The organism is Nonomuraea sp. NPDC003804, assembly GCF_040610675.1.
GTDB lineage: Bacteria > Actinomycetota > Actinomycetes > Streptosporangiales > Streptosporangiaceae > Nonomuraea.
Window position 1 is genome coordinate 51989 of sequence record NZ_JBEXMT010000046.1, and the last position, 17685, is coordinate 69673.

Genomic DNA, 17685 nt, shown 5'->3' on the forward strand with positions numbered 1-17685 from the left:
CATGATCGAGCTGGAGCGCGCCGGGCGCGTGTTCAAGGTGAAGCGCACGCTGGTGCACGCGGTGCGCGAGCTGTCGTTCACCGTCGCGCCGGGAGAGTTCGTCGGCTGTCTCGGACCGAACGGCGCGGGCAAGTCCACCACCATCAAGATGCTGTGCGGCATCCTCACCCCCACCTCCGGCACGGTGCGCGTCGCGGGGCTCGACCCCTCGCGCAGGCGCACGGTCCTGGCCAGGCGGATCGGCGTGGTGTTCGGGCAGCGGACGACGTTGTGGTGGGACCTGCCGCTGCGGGACAGCTTCGAGCTGATCCGGCTCCTTTACAAAGTAGATCGCAGGGTTTTCGCCGAGCGGCTCGACGAGCTGGTGGAGACCCTCGACCTGGCCGCCTTCCTGCGCACGCCGGTGCGCCAGCTCAGCCTGGGCCAGCGCATGCGCGGCGACCTGACCGCCGCGCTGCTCCACGCGCCCGACGTGCTGGTGCTGGACGAGCCGACGATCGGGCTCGACGTGGTCAGCAAGAACAGCATCCGCTCGTTCCTGCTGCGGGTGAACGCCGAGCGCGGCACCACCGTGCTGCTGACCACGCACGATCTCGGCGACGTCGAGCGCCTGTGCCGCAGGGTGATGCTCATCGACCACGGCAGGCTGGCCTTCGACGGCTCGCTCGACGACCTGATGGCCACCGCGCCCGACGAGACGATCGAAGAGGTGGTGACCAGGCTCTACACCCGGGCCGGTCAGTAGTAGGCGCCCTGCTCGGCCTCGTCGTACTCCTCGTCCGCGTCGTCGCGCCGGCTCCAGCGGGAGGGCATCAGCACCGGCAGGAACAACGCCACGCCCAGCAGGGCGTAGACGCCGGTGGTGAGCAGCGTCCTGCTGCCGGCGCCCGCCTCCACCAGGACGCGGTGCATGGACGGCTCGTCGGGCACGAACGACAGGGCCCTGGGGACGTCGAGCGCGTAGACGACCGTCCATGCCAGCAGCACGAGCGAGGGCACGAACGTGGCCAGCGGTGACACCCTGCCCGCCGTCACCAGCCCGACCACCAGGCCGATGGCCGCCATGGCGCCGAGCGCGACCCACAGCTTCGGACCCGCGACGGGCGCGGCCGTTCCAGGCGCGATCATCAGCGCCTGCTGGACTGCCCAGCCGCCTCCGACCAGCAGGACACCGGTCACGATCACGCCGAGTAGCAAACCAGCGAAATGCCGCACAGACATCACCTCGGGCCTGACCATAGCGACAAATCAGATGTTTGAGCCAGGTATTGGCCGGAGCCGTATGGTTCGGGCGGAGTCGCCGGACGGTCCGCCCCGGGGCGTGGCGTGAGAGCATGAGGGCACCCATGCGCGCCGACCTCCCCCTCCGGCTGACGCGGGCGGCCGCCTTCTCGGCCGTCTGCGTGCTGCTGGCCGCCCTCGGCCACCGCGCCGCCGGCGGCACGGGCCCGTCGGGCTGGATGCTCGGCCTGGGCGGCGGTGCCGTGCTGGCCGTGGCGCTGGCGCTGTCGGGCAGGGAGCGCTCGTCCACCACCGTCAACGTCACGCTCGTCGCCCTGCAGGCGGGGCTGCACGAGCTGTTCGGCCTGGACGGCACCGCCGCTCTCCTCGGGACGGCCCACGGGCGGGGCGCCGCCGTCCTCGGCTACGGGCAGGCGCACGAGTCCGGGCTCGGCGAGAGCCTCGGCATGCTGCTGGCCCACCTGACCGTCACCCTCGTCACCGGCTGGTGGCTGGCCCGCGGCGAGGCCGCGCTCTGGTCGCTGCTACGCCGCCTCGGGCACCGCCTGATCCGTCTGCTGCCGCCGCCCACCGCCGTCGCGGTACGGCCGGCGCCGGTGCCCGCCGCCCGTCGTGCCATCGGCGGCGGCCCGCTCCTCCGCCACGTCGTCACCAGGCGCGGTCCGCCCCTTCCCGCCCGCTGACCTCGCCCCTCTTTCCTTCTTCCTCCCACAGACACGTGGAGTTTCCGCATGCCCACCTTCCCCCGTACGGCAGGCGTGCTCGCCGCCGCCACCGCCCTGTCCCTCGGCCTGGCCGTCCCGGCCCTCGCGCATGTGACCGTCAACCCCGGAACCGCCGAGCAGGGCGGGTTCACCAAGGTCGCCTTCCGCGTCCCGAACGAGCGTGACGACGCCTCGACGACGAAGATCGAGGTGTCCTTCCCCGTCGACCACCCGCTGGCCTTCGTCTCGGTCAAGCCGGTGCCCGGCTGGGAGGTCAAGGTCACCGAGGGCAAGCTGCCCAAGCCGGTGAAGACCGAGTACGGCGACCTCACCGAGGCGGTCACCAAGGTCGTCTGGTCGGGCGGCCAGATCAAGCCGGGCCAGTTCCAGGAGTTCGAGGTGTCGATGGGGCAGCTGCCGACCGACACCGACCGGCTGGTCTTCCCCACCAGCCAGACCTACTCGGGCGGTGAGGTCGTGAAGTGGGCCGACGAGCCCACGGCCGACGGCACCGAGCCGGAGCGGCCGGCACCGCTGCTGAAGCTCACGCCCGCCACGGCCGGCGACGGCCACCACGGCACAGCGTCGTCCGCCCCCTCGGCACCCGCCGCCTCGTCCGCGCCCGCGACGCCCTCGGTGACGCCGGTGGCGGCCTCCGCTTCCGCGGCGGACGGCACGGCCCGGCTGCTCGGCGGCGCGGGGCTGGTGGTGGGAGCCATCGGCCTGGTGGTCGGTTTCCTCGGGCTGCGCCGCCGCCCCTCCTGACCCACGGGTCTGGTGGCCGGCCCGCGGTCCGGTCACCGGGGGCCGGAGGGGTACTCCCCTTCGGCCCCGCCGCGGCTCAGGAGGTGATGTCCTTGCTGGTGAAGCGGGCCCACGCGAACGAGCCGAACAGCAGGATGTAGGCGCCGAAGGCCAGCAGCCCCGAGGTCAGGTGATCGAAGGCGATCGGGTCGCGCAGGACCGCGTCGAAGCCGCTCCACCAGTTCGGCAGCAGGTACGCCTGGACGGGCTCCAGCTGCGGGATCGCCCGCATCACCTGGGTGGCGATGACCAGCACGACGGTCGCCGCGATGGCGCCGATCGGCGCCTCGGTCAGCGTCGACAGCGCGATCGCGACCGCGGCCAGCGCCGCCATGCCGAGCGTGACGTAGCCGATGACGATCAGCAGGCGCAGCAGGGCGTCGCCGAGCGGGATGGCGACCCCCGACAGCAGCGTGACGGGCCCGGCCGGGAACAGCAGCAGGCCGGTGATGAGCGCCGCGAGCGCCACGGCCGAGGCGACCGCCAGGCAGAACAGCACGGCGTTGACGAACTTGACCGCCAGCAGCCTGGTGCGCCCGGCGGGGGCGGCCAGCAGGTACCGCAGCGTGCCTCCCGCGGCCTCGCCGGCCAGCGCGTCGCCCGCCACGACGGCGACCGCGACCGGCATCAGCAGCGGCACCAGGGCGCCCAGCGAGACGAGCGCCAGGAAGAAACCGTTGCCGGCGACCTGCTGGATGAGGCCGCCCGGCCCGTCGGCCATGTCGTCGCCGAGGATGCGCAGGACGACGCCCATGATCACGGGGACGGCGGCGAGGACGGCGAGCATGGCGAGGTTGCGCGGCCGGCGGAAGGTCAGGCCGAGCTCGGAGCCCAGCATCCTGGCGAACGCGGCGACGGCTCCGGGGCCGGACGTCGCCTCCCGGGTGACGGCGTCCAGGGTGGAGGCGGCCGGCACGGGCAGGTCGGAGCGCGGGCCCTGCTCGGCGGTGCGCCTCGACTCGCTCACCGGGACCAGGCCGGGCGTCCGCCTGGCTCCCGCGCCGCGCCCGCTCCGCAGGCCGGGATCCTCGACCGCCACCTGGTCAGCCACCGGGCCGGCCGCTGGGTCTGCCCCTGCGTCTGCCCCTGCATCTGCCGCTGCGTCTACCATTGTGTCTGCCACATCGGGCTCAACCTTCGACATCGAACCCCTCCCCCGTCAGGCCGACGAAGACCTCTTCCAGGCTGGGCCGTACGACTGACAGGCCCCTGACCGCGACGCCGGCCTCGACCAGCGCGACGTTGAGCCGCTCGGGGGCGTGACCGCCGAGCTCGGCGCTCACCTGCGTTCCCTCGTGGGTGACGGCCGCCAGGCCGAGCCCGCGCAGCACCCGCGCCGCGTCCGCGCCGTCGGGCGTCTCCACCCTGACGCGCGGGGCGCGGCCACCGCTCAGCGAGGCGATCGTGCCGTCGGCGACGAGCCTGCCGGTGCGCATGATGGCCGCGTGCGTGCACATCTGCTCGATCTCGGCCAGCAGGTGCGAGGAGACGAACACCGTGGTGCCATCGGCGGCGATCTCCTTGACCAGCGTGCGGACCTCGCGGGTGCCCTGCGGGTCGAGGCCGTTGGTCGGCTCGTCGAGGATGAGCAGCTCGCGCGGGCCGAGCAGGGCGGCGGCGATGGACAGGCGCTGCCGCATGCCGAGGGAGTAGGCGCGGTAGCGCTTGCCGGCGGCGGCCGACAGGCCCACCCGCTCCAGCGCGGCGCCGACCCTGGCGCGGGCGGTGCGGCCCGAGGCGGTGGGGTCGGCGGCGTCGTAGCGCAGCAGATTGGCCTCGCCCGACAGGTAGGGATAGAAGGCCGGGCCCTCGACCAGCGCGCCCACCCGCGGCAGCGGCACCGTCGCGTAGGTGCCGGAGGTGGGCGTGACCAGGCCGAGCAGCATGCGGATGGTGGTGGTCTTGCCCGACCCGTTCGGGCCGAGGAAGCCGTAGACCGAGCCGCGCGGCACGGTCAGGTCAAGGGCGTCGACCGCGACCTGCCCGCCCTTGAAGCGCTTGGTCAGGCCCTCCGTGACGATCGCGTGGTCAGCGGAGGGCGGGGCCGCCCCTGAGGGCGCCCCCGCTTCCAGCGTCATGCTCACCTGGCGCCTGCCGCCTTCGTGAGCTCCTCCGGGGTGACCGCGCCGACCAGCAGCCGGCCGTCGTCGGTGAACAGCACGCTGACCAGCTTGGTCTTGATCAGCTTGCCGCTCCCCCACGGGCCGCTCACCGGCGTGGCGGTGCGCAGGATGGCATCGAGCGAGGGCGCCTGCTCACCACCGGGTTCGGCCTGCGGCTGGGCGGCCCCCGCCCTGGGCGTGGGCGTCGGCAGGACCGCGACCGTGGTCCAGCCCGCGCCGACGGTCTTGACCGCGCCTTCGCGGAAGTCGTGCTCGGGCTTGCGGTCCTCGAGGGCCGGGCCGAGCGTCTTCTCCTCCACCTTGGCGCCTGCGGGCGGGGTGAAGGTGAAGTTCTCCTTCGCGGGGGCGGAGAAGGTGACCTGGGTGAACCCGACCTCGAAGGCCGCCTCCGCCGACCCCTTGGCGTACACCTGGACGCGCAGCGGGACGTAGGTCTCGCCGTCGAGCGCCAGGCGGACGTCCTGGATCAGCGAGCCGTCCTGCTTGGGCGCCAGCACCAGCTCGTAGGCCGGGCGACCGGCCACCTTGGTGGTGTTGGTCACGCTGACCACGCTGTGCTCGCCGACCTGGGCCAGCAGCTTCTCGGCGGCCTGCTGGGGGGTCAGCGCGGGGGCGTCGGGCACGTGCGTCGCGCCGGGCCGGTCGGCGGTGCCGGGGGGCAGCTTGACGCGCGTGGCCCGGTTGGACTGGCTCTCCCACAGCCACGTCTGGTCGCCGTTCACGATGACGTTGGTCTCGCTCATCGGGCCCGGTACGGCCAGCCTGAACTGGTCGCGGGAGCCGTACCAGACCTTCGCCTCGTGGGAACCCGACAGCAGGCTGAGCGGGGAACCGGTGGCGGCGCCCTGCGGCAGGGCGGGAAGGCCGAGGGAGGCGGTCTCCACGACCGTCCCCGACATGGGGGGCAGGCCGTCCTTCTGCACCGCCGCGGCGGCCTCGGCCAGCAGCTGCTGCGCCGAGCGTTCCGGCAGGACGGGGTCCCCGCTGACGGCGGCGATGACCGGACCCGCGCCGATGGCGGCACCGATCACGGCGACGGCCGCGACGGGGACGCCCCACCTCACGAGCTTGCCTCTGGACATCTCACTCCTTCACGGTATTGCTTACGTCTCAACAGTGCGTGAGGAGTGCTGTGGTGATCCTGAGACGAGCTGAGAGGCCTCTCAGCGCCGATGGTGCACTATGTGCGCTATGAGAGTTCTGGTCGTCGAGGACGAACGGCGGATGGCCGCCGCCCTCCAGCGGGGGCTGCAGGCCGAGGGGTTCGCCGTGGATCTCGCCCACGACGGCGAGGAGGGGCTGCACCTGGCCAGGCACGGCGACTACGACGTGGTCGTGCTCGACATCATGCTGCCCCGGCTGTCGGGCTACAACGTGTGCAAGCGGTTGCGCGCGGAGGAGAACTGGGTGCCCATCCTCATGCTGTCGGCCAAGGACGGCGAGTACGACATGGCCGACGGGCTGGATCTGGGCGCCGACGACTACCTCACCAAGCCGTTCTCCTACGTGGTGCTGGTGGCCAGGCTGCGCGCGCTGCTGCGGCGCGACGCGGGGCGGCGTCCCGCGGTCCTGACGGCGGGCGACCTGTCGCTGGACCCGGCCAGACGCAAGGTGCAGCGCGGGGAGGAGTCGGTGGAGCTGACGCCCCGGGAGTTCGCGCTGCTGGAGTACCTGATGCGCCGCCACGACGAGGTGGTGTCGAAGGCGGAGATCCTCGAGCACGTCTGGGACACCTTCGACACCGACCCGAACGTGGTCGAGGTGTACGTCGGCTACCTCCGCCGCAAGATCGACGGCCCGTTCGGCAGGAACGCGCTCCAGACCGTGCGCGGCGCGGGTTACCGGCTGGCCGGCGACGGTGGCTGACGATGGCTGAGTGGTGGCGGCGCAAGAGCCTGCGCTTCCGCCTGACGGCGCTGTCGGCCGTGGGGCTCGCGCTCGCGTTCGCGGTGTCGGCCTCGGTGCTGATGATGGTGCTCGGCCGGTCGCTGACGAACACCGTGGACGAGACCACCAGGCAGCACGCGCAGGTGGTGCGGGCGCAGGCCGACAGCGGCACGCTGACCGACCCGATCACCACCCAGGACGGCACGATCGTGCAGGTCGTCGGAGCTGACGGCAGGGTCACCCACGGCACCTACGGCGCCGACCGGCTGGTTCCCCTACTCGACGCCGGCGACCGGCGCAGGGCGCTGCGCCACGACTCGGCCTGGTTCCTGAACGGCGAGCCGTACGGGATCCCCGGACCGCTGCGGGTCGTCGTGGTCAGCGGTGACAGGGGCGTGACGGTGCTGGCCGCACGGCCGGTGCGCGAGATCGAGCGGAGCCTGCTGACGGCGGGCAAGGTGCTGCTGTTCGGCACGCCGCTGCTGGTGGCCTTCCTGGCGGGCGGCGGCTGGCTGATCATCGGCAGGACGCTGCGGCCGATCGACGCGCTGCGCAGAGGCGCGGCGGACATCACCCACACCGCCAGGTCGAGGCGGTTGCCGGTGCCCGCCGCCCGCGACGAGGTCCACTCGCTGGCCGTCACCCTCAACGACATGCTGGCCAGGCTGGAGGAGGCCGAGTCCCGCCAGCGGGCGCTGGTCTCCGACGCCGCGCACGAGCTGCGCAGCCCGCTGGCCAGCATCAGGCTCCAGCTGGAGGTGGCGCTCGGTCACCCCGACGGGCAGGACTGGACCGAGACGGCCGAAGGCGTGCTGGAGGACACGCTGCGCCTGTCGCGCCTGGCCGAGGACCTGCTCGCACTGGCCAGGCTGGACGAGCGCGGCGGCAGCCCGGCCAGGAACGTCCCCGTCAACCTGGACGAGGTCGTCCGTCAGGTGGTGGAGAGGTACGGCGAGGCGAGGCTGACCGCCTGCGACCCCGTCGTGGTGCGCGGCGACGCCCTTGACCTGAGCCGCGTCGTGACCAACCTGATGGACAACGCCGTCCGGCACGCCACCTCCACCGTCGAGGTGGCGCTGACCCGCGACGGCGTGCTCACCGTCACCGACGACGGCCCCGGCATCCCCGAGGAGGACAGGGAGCGGGTGTTCAACCGCTTCACCAGGCTCGACCACGGGCGCAGCAGGGACGAGGGCGGCGCGGGCCTGGGCCTGGCGATCGTCCGCGAGACGCTGAGGGCGCACGGCGGGGCCGTCCACCTGGAGGACGCCGGGCCGGGCCTGCGCGCGGTGGTGCGGCTGCCCGCCCTCATCTGAACAGCGCGCGGGCGCGCCCGCTCGGCTCTCCGGCCGGTCGGTCGATGACCGCCGGGACTGTCAGCGGCGGTCAGGGGGTGGGATTCGTGGGGGCGAGCCGCGCGACCTCCGCCAGCCCGGCCCGCGCCGAGGCGGCGTCGTGCACCCTGAACACCCTGGCGCCCTGCAGCGCCGAGACCGCCAGCGTCGCGATCGTGCCCGCGTGCCGTTCGTCCACCGGCAGCCCGCCCAGCGTCTCCCCGACGAAGTCCTTGTTCGACACCGCCACCAGCACCGGCCACCCGGTGGCCACCATCTCGTCGAGCCGCCGGCTGACCTCCAGCGAGTGGTAGGTGTTCTTGCCGAAGTCGTGGGCCGGGTCGATGAGGATCGACTCCCTCGCCACCCCCGCGGCGACGGCCCGTTCGGCCAGGTCGACCGTGTAACCGATGACGTCGGCGACCACGTCGGCGTAGGCGATGCGGTGCGGTCTGGTGCGCGGCTCGACCCTGCCCGCGTGGGCGCACACCAGTCCGGCGCCGTGCTTGGCCGCCACCTCCGCCAGCAGCGGGTCGACGCCGCCCCAGGTGTCGTTGAGCAGGTCGGCCCCCGCGCCGGCCACCACGTCGCCCACCTCCGAGCGCCAGGTGTCGACGCTGATGATCAGGTCGGGATGGCGGTCGCGTACGGCGGCGACCAGGCCCGCGACGCGCCTGATCTCCTCCTCGGCGTCGACCGTGTCGCCGGGGCCCGCCTTGACGCCGCCGATGTCGACGATGTCGGCGCCGCCCTCGACCGCGGCGTCGACCGCTTCGAGCGCGGCGCCGAAGCCGTAGGTCTTCCCCTTGTCGAAGAAGGAGTCGGGGGTCCTGTTGACCACGGCCATCACCGCGTGGTCTCCGGGACCGAACTCCTTGCCGCGCAGTCGCAAGATGCTCATCACCTTCGAGCCTACGGAAGATCCCGCGCGTTGGCACATCGCCGTCCCGCACCTGTCCGTCCGGTGTCGCCTCGGGGACACGAAGAGATCCTCAGTGGCCGGCGCGGCGACGCGCACGGGCTCATGGTGACCGACCGGGAACGCACCCGGGTTCAGGCTGACCCCCAGGGTGACGGCCCGGGAAACACGCCCGGGTTCAGACTGACCGGCCCTGGAACACGCGGGACCCAGGGTGACGGCCCGGGAACACACTGGTGTCTCAGGCCAACCGGTGAGGACTCGTGGCGACCGACCTGGCAACGCACCCGGGTTCAGGCCGACCCGGCCCGGAAACCCGCAAGAGCCCGTCGCGACCGATCTGGGAACGCCCGGGGGTTCAGGGAGGTCGGCCCGGGCTCGCGCGGGTCGGCGGCTGGTTCGAGGGCGACGAGGCGCAGGGGTTCAGGGGGCCGGCGGATCCGGGCTCGAGACGCACAGGGGTGCAGGGGGACGCGGATTGGAACTCAGGACGCGCAGGGGTTCGGGAAGACGGCGGATCCAGGCTCGAGACGAGCAGGGGTTCGGATGGCGGCGGGCCCGGCTTCAGGGTTGTCTCAGGGCGGGCTTGCGCGTGCGGTGGCCAAGTGCCTGGGCGGCGTGGTCCGATGTCGGGGAGGGGCGTGTCCCGGCGGGCGGTCCGGCGTGTCCGGGGTCTGGCGTCAGGGTGCACGGGTGAGGAGGCGGGCCGCGGCGGCGTGCGCTGCTGCCGGCCCCGCGTCGGCCGCGGGGGTGGCGCGTGGCCCCCGGGCGTACGGATCGGTGGAGGTGGAACGTTCCTAGGCGGCTGAACCCTTCTCCGCGGTCGCCAGGAAGTCCTGGGCGATCAGCGGCAACCTGCGGCGGGCGTGGACGACGGCGATCACGCGGCGGACGGCCGGTTCGAGTGACCGCACCACCAGCCCGGCCCTGAGCGCCTGCTCGGCCATGCCGCGGTACCACAGCAGCGAGGCCTGTCCCGCGCGGACGGCGTTGAGCCAGCCGTTCCTCTCATCGGTCTCCAGCACGATGATCGGGTTGACCGCGTACTTGCCGAACATCGCGTCGAACTCCCTTCTCCTGACGCTTCCCCGTGCGGGCAGGGCCAGGCGTAGTCCGTCGAGGTGGGTCATCGGGACGGGATCCGGCAGGTCGGTTCCCGGCGGCGAGATGAGCACGATCTCCTGTCGTTCGAGGGGATGGGTGATCAGGTCGGTCGGGACCGGCAGGTCGGTGAGGCCGAGGTCGGCCCGCTGGTCCCTGATGGCGTTGACGACCGCGTCACGGCCGTCGCAGCGGATGATGTGCACGCGGACGCCCGGATGCTCGGCCGCGTAGGCGGGAAGCAGCCGCCCGGCCAGGCCGGGCTCGAGGGTTGTCGTCGATGCGATGCGCAGTTCGGCGTCGGAGGCACCGCCGTGGCTGGAGAGCGCCTCGATCTCTCCCACCGCGTCGAGCGCCTCCTTGGCCAGCTTGACCACCCTGCGGCCGTGCGCGGTGACGACCACCCCGCGCCCCGAGCGGGCGAAGAGGGTCATCCCGAGCTCGCGCTCCAGGTCTCGGATCGCGCGTGAAAGCGCAGGTTGCGCGATGTAGAGCGACCTGGCCGCGTCGGTCATGGTGCGGTGCTCCGCAGTCGCGACCACGTAGCGGAGCTGCTGCAGATTCATGACATTGAAGCTAGGACAACTGCGGCCGCTCGGACGGCGACATAGCAGAGATCACCTCGAATGATTTCGGACTGTAATCGAGCACGGCGACATCCGTGACGGGTGATAAATCAGTATGCTTCTGCCCCAAATTCGGCAAAGGTCCGGTATGCGGGTCCGGTTCGGACGACCAGGTCGAGGGGGAGACAGGGTGACAGGCAACGGGCAATATCCACCGCCGCCTCCGGGGCATCAGGGAGAGCCCGGGTCCGGCGAGCCCCAGCAGCCGCCCTTCCCCACGTGGCCGCCCCAGCAGAACGGGCCCGGGGCTTACGACGAGCCCGCGACCCGCCGGTACCGGCCGCCCACGCCTCCGCCGGCCCCGCCGCAGGGGCACCCCTACGCGCCGCCGCCTCCCCCGCCCGGTTCGGGCCCCGCGCAACCGCCGCCTCCGCCCGGACCCGGCGTACAGCCCCCACCCCCGCCCGGCCATGGCCCCCCGGCACCGCCCCCGCCAGGCCATGGCATGCAGGCCCCACATCCGAACGCCCCGGGAGCGCACCCCCCGTACCCGAACGGCTCGGGAGCGCACCCTTCGCACCCGAACGACCCGGGAGCGCACACCCCGTACCCGAACGGCTCGGGAGCGCAGGCCCCCTACCCGAACGGCTCGGGGGCGCAGAGTCCGGCCCCGCCGTACGGCGCGCCGCAGCCGCCGCCGCCCGCGGGGCCGTACGCTCCCCCGCCCGGCCCTCCGAACGGCCACCGGCCCGCCGGACCGCCGCCCGGCGGGCCACAGGCGCCTCACCCAGGCATGCCGTACCCGCCCCCGCACGGGCCGGGCCAGGGCGGCCCCTACCCCCAGGGGAACGGCCAGGGCGGGCCGTACCCGCAGGGAGGCGGGCAAGGCGCGCCGCACCCGCAGGGACCCGGACAGAGCGGCCCCTATCCGCACGGGTCAGGGCAGGGTGGGCCGTACCTGCCGGGGAACGGCCGGCCGCGGCAGGGCCCGCCGCCGCATCCAGGGCCCGGTCACCGGCCGCCGCACGGTCCCGCGCAGGGTCCGTACGGCCCGTGGCAGCGCCCGCCGCAGCGCAGGAAGTCGAACGCGGGCGCCATCGTCGGCGCGGTGTTCGGCTCGCTGGCGGCGATCTTCGTGCTGCTCGTGATCGGCTCGGCGGTCTTCAAGGGCGCCTCGGACACCGACACGACCTCGCCGATCGCGATCCCCACGTACACGCCGCCGACGTTCGAGCCGCGGGACGACGACACCGACGAGTCGGCCGAGCCGACCGACCGGCCCAGCGACCAGCCGTCCTCCTCGGACCAGCCGTCGGATCGGCCCAGCGACCATCCGTCGGACCAGCCGTCCTCGGACCGGCCCTCCTCCTCTGAGCAGCCGTCCTCCGATCAGCCGTCATCCGGACAGCCGACGTCCGAGCCACCGTCCGAGCAGCCTTCGCAGCCCGCCACGGTCAAGCTCAACACGAGCCTGCAGGCCAACACGCTGTACTTCGCGGGCGGGCTGCCGCGCACGACGTGCAGGGCGGGCAGCGCGAGCCTGTTCAGCCACAGCCAGCTCAAGGCGCTGATCCTGAAGACCGGCAAGTGCATGGACGCGGCGTGGGCCCCGATCCTGCGCAAGAAGGGCATCGACTGGAGCCCGCCGAACTACGCGATCGCCGCCAAGCGCGGCAGGGGCGCCTGCGGCGACTACCCGTCGCCCGGCAGCATGGTGCCGTACTACTGCCCGCGCAACAACACCATCTACGCCTCCACCTCGGCGCTGGCCAGGGGCAACGGCAACTCCATCGGGTACGGCGAGATGGTCGCCTGGCACGGGGCGACGATCAGCATGATGGCCCACGAGTACGGTCACCACATCCAGCAGATCACCGGCATCCTCGACTCGCACTGGCAGAAGCATGTCCAGACGTCGCGCCAGAGCGGCCGGCTGGCACTCAGCAGAAAACTGGAACTCCAGGCAACCTGTTTCGGGGGTATGTTCATGCGGGCGGTGGCCGACACCTATCCGGTCAACGGCCACCAGCGTGACATCCTGTTCTGGTTCTACTCGAAGGTGGGCGACCATCCCGGGTATCCCCGCGACCACGGCACTCCGGCCAACAACAACGTCTGGTTCCGGCAGGGCTGGTTGAAGAACAAGGCTTACCAGTGCAACACGTGGCTGGCTCCCGCTTCCACGACGTCCTAGCTTCATGGAGCGTTCATCCCACATTGGTCATCTGTCATTGATGTCCCGATATGGGGGCTAGAATCCTGGCAATCTCGTGACCAACGGGGGGCAAACCTTCGGGTTTGGCCTGGTACGACGTGCGAAGGAGCCGGTGTGTCGAAGCGCCCTGGAGGAGACTTCCCCGAGCGCGGCAGAAAGCGGCGTGCGCCTCGGCGCGCCGCGCCCGCCGAGCCCTCCGCCCAGGAGCCATCCGCCCGAAACGGCGCCGGTCAGGACCGCCCCGCGCAGGACTCCGCGGCCCCGGACCAGACCGGCCAGGACCGCTCCTCCCGCGAGCGTGGCACCCGCGCCCGCGCGGCGCAGGACCGCGCCGCGGACGACAGCGGCGCGCAGCGCGACACCGGCTCCGGCCCGGCGGTCCGGGAGCAGAACACGCGACCGAGCCTCAAGGCGCCCGGCGCCCCGAAGAACGCCAAGGCGCCGAGAACGCCCAAGGCCCAGGCGCCCGCGTTCGCCAGGAAGATGGGCGTCGGCTCGATCATCGGCTGGACCGCGCTGTCGGCCCTCGTACCCGGTGCCGCACACCTGCGGGCCGGGCGGCGCCGTACCGGATTCGTGCTGCTGGGCGCGTTCGGCGCGCTGCTGGTCGCCGCGATCGTCTACGGCCTGTCCTTCGTGGGCAACCTCGGCGCGGCGGTCAGGGAGAGCACGATGATCACCGTGTCGGTGGCCGCCGTGATCGGCGCGCTGGCGTGGTTCGCGCTCGTGCTCGTCTCCTACATCGCCCTCGGCCCCGACCGTCTGAACGGCCGGGGCCAGATCGTCTCCGGGATCGTGGTCGGACTGCTGTGCGTGGTGGTGATGTCGCCGTTCGCGCTGACCGCCAACGCCGTCCTGGCCACCCGGGACGCCGTCCAGGGCATCTTCCCCTCGGTCTCCGACCCGGAGGTGCAGCCGATCAAGGAGGAGGACCCGTGGAACGGCAAGGACCGGGTCAACTTCCTGCTCATCGGCGGTGACGGCGCCGGCAACCGCCAGGGCGTGCGGACCGACAGCATGACCGTGGCCAGCGTCAGCATCAAGACCGGCAACACCGTGCTGTTCAGCCTGCCCAGGAACCTCCAGCACGTACGGTTCCCGCCGTCCTCGCCGCTGGCCAAGCACTTCCCGAACGGCTTCATGGCCGAGCTGCCCAACGGCGGCCTGCTGAACGAGGTCTGGCAGTTCGCCAACGACCACCCCGAGATCATGCACGGCAAGAACAAGGGCCCCCGCGCGCTGATGGACGCCATCGGCCACACGCTCGGCCTGCGGCTCGACTACTACGCGCTGATCAACATGTACGGCTTCGTCGACCTCGTCGACGCGATCGGCGGCATCAAGCTGCGCGTGGAGAAGGACATCCCGTGGGGCGGCCACTACGGCACCGCGGGCACGATCAAGGCCGGCTACCAGCGGCTGTCCGGCGAGGAGGCGCTGTGGTACGGGCGCTCCCGCGTCGTCGACGACGACTTCAGCCGCATGGGCAGGCAGCGGTGCGTCATCGGCGCGTTCGCCCAGCAGGCGACGCCCGACAAGATCCTCACGAACTTCACCAAGATCGCGGACGCGGCCAAGCGGATGGCGCAGACGAACATCCCACAGGAGTTGCTGGAGCCGCTGGCCAACCTGGCCATCAAGGTCAAGGACGCGCGGATCACCAGCCTGCAGTTCGTGCCGCCGCACTTCTACACCGGGTCGCCGGACTGGCCGAAGATCCGCAGGGCCACCGTCAAGGCGCTGAACGACTCGGTGAAGCCGAGCAGGCGCGCGCTGGCGGCGCAGGTGACGGCCTCTCCCGGGGCGACGACGTCCCCGTCCGGCACCGTCGCGGCGACGCCGCAGGCCTCCAAGACCGCGACGCCCTCGCAGACGCCGACGCGGAACGGGCAGGCGGCCAACAACGGCTCGGCCAAGAGCCTCGCGGAGCTGTGCGGGCTGTAGACGTCTCGTCCCGGCCGGAAGCCCGCACCCCAGGTGACCTGGGGTGCGGGCTTCCGCGTTGTCGGGACAGCCCCCGCGAGGGGCCGATGATCCCGGCTGGGGGCGCGGGCCGCCGCCTTCAGGGGATCCGGCGGAGAGCTCGGGTTGCCGCCTGACGGGAACCGGCGCAGGACGTGGGCTGACGTCCCTTGAGAGCGCGTCGGGCAGCACGCCGAGGCTCTTCGGGACACCTCGTGGAGTGTGGGCCTCCAGGCTCAGGGTGGCCGTGGGTGACGGGCAGGGCACCGAGCGCAAGGTCATGCTCCCCCGTGGGCGCGAAGCCGGTGCATCTTTGACGGCTGGCAGTGCATCCGCAGAAGGTTGTCGCGCGAAGATGGGAGAAAGAGGGTGAGGGGGCGATGACCCGGATGCACCAGCTGACCGAACTCCTCGACGCGCTGGACGCCCAACTGCCTGCCGTGCCGTACCGGATCAGACACTTTCCCGAGGGGGAGGAGTTCGTCCGGCTGGGCCTTCCCGACTCCGCGCGCTCGATCGTCTACGTGTCGGGCGACCAATGGATCTGCGTCGGCGAGGACCGATCGGGTCTGATCTCGCAACGCTGCCTCGGCCGTGTGGGTGAGGCGCCTGAGGAGATCGTCAGCCGCCTGGCCACGCCGCTCCCGCCGCCGCGGCCGCGATCGCGCGTCTCCCGGCTGGTGCGCACCGTCGCGGTCGGCGTGGCGGCGGGGGCGGCGGCCTGTGTCCTGGCCGCGATCGTCATCGCCGTCCTCGTGCTCGGCAACGGGTACGGCTACGGCTCCGACGTCGTGCACTGGACCATCAACGCGCTGGCCGCCGGCATCGGCGTGGGCGTGGGCTTCTGGGTGGCCTGGCGATACCACCGCGCCGTCTCGCGATGCAGGAAGGCACAGGACGATGGGTGAGCTGACGCGGGTACCGAAGGCCGTCGGCGGTCCGGCCCGCTTCCTCGACGACCGGACGGGCGCGGGCAACTTCCTGCGGCGTAACCTGCGCAAGGTCTTTCCGGACCACTGGTCGTTCCTGCTCGGTGAGATCGCCCTCTACTCGTTCATCATCCTGCTGCTGAGCGGCACGTTCCTGACGTTCTTCTTCGTGCCGAGCATGAGCGAGGTCGCCTACGACGGCCCCTACGAGCCGCTCAAGGGCGTGATGATGTCGGAGGCCTACGCCTCGACGCTGCAGATCAGCTTCGAGGTGCGCGGCGGTCTGCTCATGCGGCAGATCCACCACTGGGCGGCCCTGCTGTTCGTGGCCGGCATGATGGTGCACATGCTCCGCGTGTTCTTCACGGGTGCGTACCGCAAGCCGCGCGAGATGAACTGGCTGATCGGCGTCATGCTGCTGACGCTCGCGCTGCTCGAAGGTCTGACCGGCTACTCGCTGCCCGACGACCTGCTGTCCGGCGCGGGCCTGCGGATCACCGAGGGCGTGATGATCTCGCTGCCGCTCATCGGCACCTACATCACCTTCTTCCTGTTCGGTGGGGAGTATCCGGGTGACTCGGTCATGGCGCGGTTCTACTCGCTGCACATCCTGCTGATCCCGGGCATCCTGCTGGCCCTCATCTCGGCCCACATGGTGCTCATGTGGGTGCAGAAGCACACGCAGATGCCGGGCAAGGCACGCACCAACCACAACGTGGTCGGCGCGCCGTTCCTCCCGGCGTTCATGCTCAAGGCCGGTTCATTCTTCATGTTCACCTTCGCGGTGATCGCCGGACTGGCGACCTTCGCACAGATCAACCCGATCTGGGCGTTCGGCCCGTACACCCCGGCCGACATCTCGGCCGGGTCGCAGCCCGACTTCTACATGGGCTTCCTGGAGGGCGCGCTGCGGCTGATGCCTGCCTGGGAGATCAACCTGTTCGGGACCGCCCAGGCCGGCACGTTGCCCTTGAGCGTGATCATCCCGGCGCTGCTGCCGATGGGCATCATCATGACCGGGCTCGCCCTGTACCCGTTCGCCGAGCAGTGGGTCACCGGCGACCGGCGCGAGCACCACATCACCGACCGGCCCCGCAACAACCCGCACCGCACCTCGATCGGCATGGCGGCCATCACCTTCTACGGGGTGCTGTGGCTGCTCGGCGCCAACGACGAGATCTCGGCCAACTTTTACATCAGCCTGAACTGGACGACCTACATCGGCCGGGTGCTGGTGCTGGCCGGCCCGGTGATCGCCTACATCGTCACCTACCGGATCTGCCTGGGCCTGCAGCGTTCCGACGCCGCCGTCATCGGGCACGGGGTGGAGGCGGGTGTGATCAAGCGGATGCCGCACGGCGAGTACGTCGAGATCCACACGCCCCCGTCGGAGGACATCGAGGCCCACGTGCGGGGCAAGGAGCCCGTCCGGGAGATCAGCGCCGCCGAGACCGAGGGCATCCCGCCGAAGGGGCTGCGCGGCCCGCTCGGCAGGCTGCGGGCGCGCATGTCCCGGGCGTACGGAGGGGAGAAGATCCCGCTGGACACCGGTGAGGGACACGGCCACGCCGCCCTCGGCCCCGCCGACGAGGAGCGCTCCCGCTCCGAGTGAGCGCCCCCGCGTGACCAGGCCCAGCGCATCCGGGGTGCCTGCCGGTCACGCGCGGCCGGCGTGGCCGGGCCCTGCGGCCGTGACCCGCTCAGACTTCTTCCACGCTGCTCGGCTCCCGCCGGGACAGGTCGATGCCGAGCTCCTCGGCCGCCCTGAAGACGTCCTCGTCGGTGTCGCGCATCTCGATCGAGGTGCCGTCGCTGGACAGCACCTCGACGTTCAGGCACAGTGACTGCATTTCCTTGATGAGGACCTTGAAGGATTCGGGGATACCGGGTTCGGGGATG

General features: G+C 71.9%; 15 protein-coding genes and 1 pseudogene. 9 read left to right on the forward strand and 7 right to left on the reverse strand.

What is annotated here, in order from left to right; genetic code table 11:
• Position 1: 1 nt before the first annotated feature.
• Positions 2-667 (forward strand): annotated as a pseudogene (locus ABZX22_RS41450) (ATP-binding cassette domain-containing protein); the annotation flags it as partial.
• A gap of 71 nt (positions 668-738) precedes the next feature.
• On the opposite strand, the gene ABZX22_RS41455 reads toward ABZX22_RS41450, so the two are convergent.
• Positions 739-1185: a hypothetical protein gene (locus tag ABZX22_RS41455; RefSeq protein ID WP_354921517.1), complete on the reverse strand. Its 447-nt coding sequence runs from the start codon at positions 1183-1185 to the stop codon at positions 739-741.
• A gap of 161 nt (positions 1186-1346) precedes the next feature.
• Between ABZX22_RS41455 and ABZX22_RS41460 the strand changes: the two genes are divergently transcribed.
• Together ABZX22_RS41460 and ABZX22_RS41465 are read left to right on the forward strand one after the other, a co-directional pair.
• Positions 1347-1925 (forward strand): MFS transporter, encoded by a 579-nt coding sequence (locus ABZX22_RS41460; RefSeq protein WP_354921520.1) that lies wholly within the window; start codon positions 1347-1349, stop codon positions 1923-1925.
• A 48-nt stretch (positions 1926-1973) separates the two neighbouring features.
• Positions 1974-2711 carry a YcnI family protein gene (locus ABZX22_RS41465; RefSeq protein WP_354921523.1) on the forward strand — a complete coding sequence of 246 codons (738 nt, stop codon included), beginning with the start codon at positions 1974-1976 and terminating at the stop codon, positions 2709-2711.
• 76 nt (positions 2712-2787) lie between these two features.
• Here the strand turns inward: ABZX22_RS41465 and ABZX22_RS41470 are convergent, their stop codons facing one another.
• The 3 genes from ABZX22_RS41470 to ABZX22_RS41480 all read right to left on the reverse strand — a co-directional run bounded on the left by ABZX22_RS41470 (position 2788) and on the right by ABZX22_RS41480 (position 5955).
• Positions 2788-3801 (reverse strand): ABC transporter permease, encoded by a 1014-nt coding sequence (locus tag ABZX22_RS41470; protein WP_354921526.1) that lies wholly within the window; start codon positions 3799-3801, stop codon positions 2788-2790.
• A 79-nt stretch (positions 3802-3880) separates the two neighbouring features.
• Positions 3881-4828 carry an ABC transporter ATP-binding protein gene (locus ABZX22_RS41475; protein WP_354921529.1) on the reverse strand — a complete coding sequence of 316 codons (948 nt, stop codon included), beginning with the start codon at positions 4826-4828 and terminating at the stop codon, positions 3881-3883.
• Positions 4829-4830: 2 nt separating this feature from the next.
• On the reverse strand, positions 4831-5955 hold the full coding sequence (locus ABZX22_RS41480) for a DUF2092 domain-containing protein (RefSeq protein WP_354921532.1): 1125 nt from the start codon (positions 5953-5955) through the stop codon (positions 4831-4833).
• A 109-nt stretch (positions 5956-6064) separates the two neighbouring features.
• Between ABZX22_RS41480 and ABZX22_RS41485 the strand changes: the two genes are divergently transcribed.
• Positions 6065-6739, forward strand: a complete 675-nt coding sequence (locus tag ABZX22_RS41485; protein ID WP_354921535.1) for a response regulator transcription factor — start codon at positions 6065-6067, stop codon at positions 6737-6739.
• 2 nt (positions 6740-6741) lie between these two features.
• A complete protein-coding gene (locus ABZX22_RS41490) occupies positions 6742-8076 on the forward strand; it encodes an ATP-binding protein (protein ID WP_354921538.1) in 1335 nt (444 codons plus the stop codon).
• Between the two features lie 70 nt (positions 8077-8146).
• On the opposite strand, the gene folP is transcribed toward ABZX22_RS41490, so the two are convergent.
• The gene (gene folP / locus ABZX22_RS41495; protein ID WP_354921540.1) at positions 8147-8995 is read right to left on the reverse strand and encodes a dihydropteroate synthase; all 849 of its coding nucleotides are present in this window, start codon (positions 8993-8995) and stop codon (positions 8147-8149) included.
• Between the two features lie 815 nt (positions 8996-9810).
• The gene (locus tag ABZX22_RS41500) at positions 9811-10680 is read right to left on the reverse strand and encodes a LysR family transcriptional regulator (protein WP_354921543.1); all 870 of its coding nucleotides are present in this window, start codon (positions 10678-10680) and stop codon (positions 9811-9813) included.
• Between the two features lie 793 nt (positions 10681-11473).
• On the opposite strand from ABZX22_RS41500, the gene ABZX22_RS41505 reads away from it, so the two are divergent.
• The 4 genes from ABZX22_RS41505 (at position 11474) to ABZX22_RS41520 (ending at position 17398) form a co-directional block, all read left to right on the forward strand.
• Positions 11474-12874, forward strand: a complete 1401-nt coding sequence (locus ABZX22_RS41505) for a neutral zinc metallopeptidase (RefSeq protein ID WP_354921546.1) — start codon at positions 11474-11476, stop codon at positions 12872-12874.
• A 135-nt stretch (positions 12875-13009) separates the two neighbouring features.
• Entirely contained in the window at positions 13010-14839 is a 1830-nt protein-coding gene (locus tag ABZX22_RS41510; RefSeq protein ID WP_354921549.1) for an LCP family protein, read from the forward strand.
• A gap of 398 nt (positions 14840-15237) precedes the next feature.
• Positions 15238-15765 carry a hypothetical protein gene (locus ABZX22_RS41515; protein WP_354921552.1) on the forward strand — a complete coding sequence of 176 codons (528 nt, stop codon included), beginning with the start codon at positions 15238-15240 and terminating at the stop codon, positions 15763-15765.
• Positions 15758-17398, forward strand: coding sequence for a ubiquinol-cytochrome c reductase cytochrome b subunit (locus tag ABZX22_RS41520; RefSeq protein WP_354921555.1), 1641 nt, complete (start codon positions 15758-15760; stop codon positions 17396-17398). The genes ABZX22_RS41515 and ABZX22_RS41520 overlap by 8 nt, the downstream gene beginning before the upstream one ends.
• Positions 17399-17486: 88 nt before the next feature.
• Here ABZX22_RS41520 and ABZX22_RS41525 read toward each other — a convergent pair.
• Positions 17487-17685 (reverse strand): hypothetical protein (locus tag ABZX22_RS41525; protein ID WP_354921558.1); only part of this gene is annotated, 199 nt, incomplete at its 5' end.

What these genes read in the sequence shown, in the direction of transcription:
- ABZX22_RS41460 (WP_354921520.1), top strand. Translation starts at nt 1,347, where the DNA reads ATGCGCGCCGACCTCCCCCTCCGGCTGACGCGGGCGGCCGCCTTCTCG.
- ABZX22_RS41465 (WP_354921523.1), top strand. Translation starts at nt 1,974, where the DNA reads ATGCCCACCTTCCCCCGTACGGCAGGCGTGCTCGCCGCCGCCACCGCC.
- ABZX22_RS41475 (WP_354921529.1), bottom strand. Translation starts at nt 4,828, where the DNA reads ATGACGCTGGAAGCGGGGGCGCCCTCAGGGGCGGCCCCGCCCTCCGCT.
- ABZX22_RS41480 (WP_354921532.1), bottom strand. Translation starts at nt 5,955, where the DNA reads ATGTCCAGAGGCAAGCTCGTGAGGTGGGGCGTCCCCGTCGCGGCCGTC.
- ABZX22_RS41485 (WP_354921535.1), top strand. Translation starts at nt 6,065, where the DNA reads ATGAGAGTTCTGGTCGTCGAGGACGAACGGCGGATGGCCGCCGCCCTC.
- ABZX22_RS41490 (WP_354921538.1), top strand. Translation starts at nt 6,742, where the DNA reads ATGGCTGAGTGGTGGCGGCGCAAGAGCCTGCGCTTCCGCCTGACGGCG.
- folP (WP_354921540.1), bottom strand. Translation starts at nt 8,995, where the DNA reads ATGAGCATCTTGCGACTGCGCGGCAAGGAGTTCGGTCCCGGAGACCAC.
- ABZX22_RS41500 (WP_354921543.1), bottom strand. Translation starts at nt 10,680, where the DNA reads ATGAATCTGCAGCAGCTCCGCTACGTGGTCGCGACTGCGGAGCACCGC.
- ABZX22_RS41505 (WP_354921546.1), top strand. Translation starts at nt 11,474, where the DNA reads ATGCCGTACCCGCCCCCGCACGGGCCGGGCCAGGGCGGCCCCTACCCC.
- ABZX22_RS41515 (WP_354921552.1), top strand. Translation starts at nt 15,238, where the DNA reads ATGACCCGGATGCACCAGCTGACCGAACTCCTCGACGCGCTGGACGCC.
- ABZX22_RS41520 (WP_354921555.1), top strand. Translation starts at nt 15,758, where the DNA reads ATGGGTGAGCTGACGCGGGTACCGAAGGCCGTCGGCGGTCCGGCCCGC.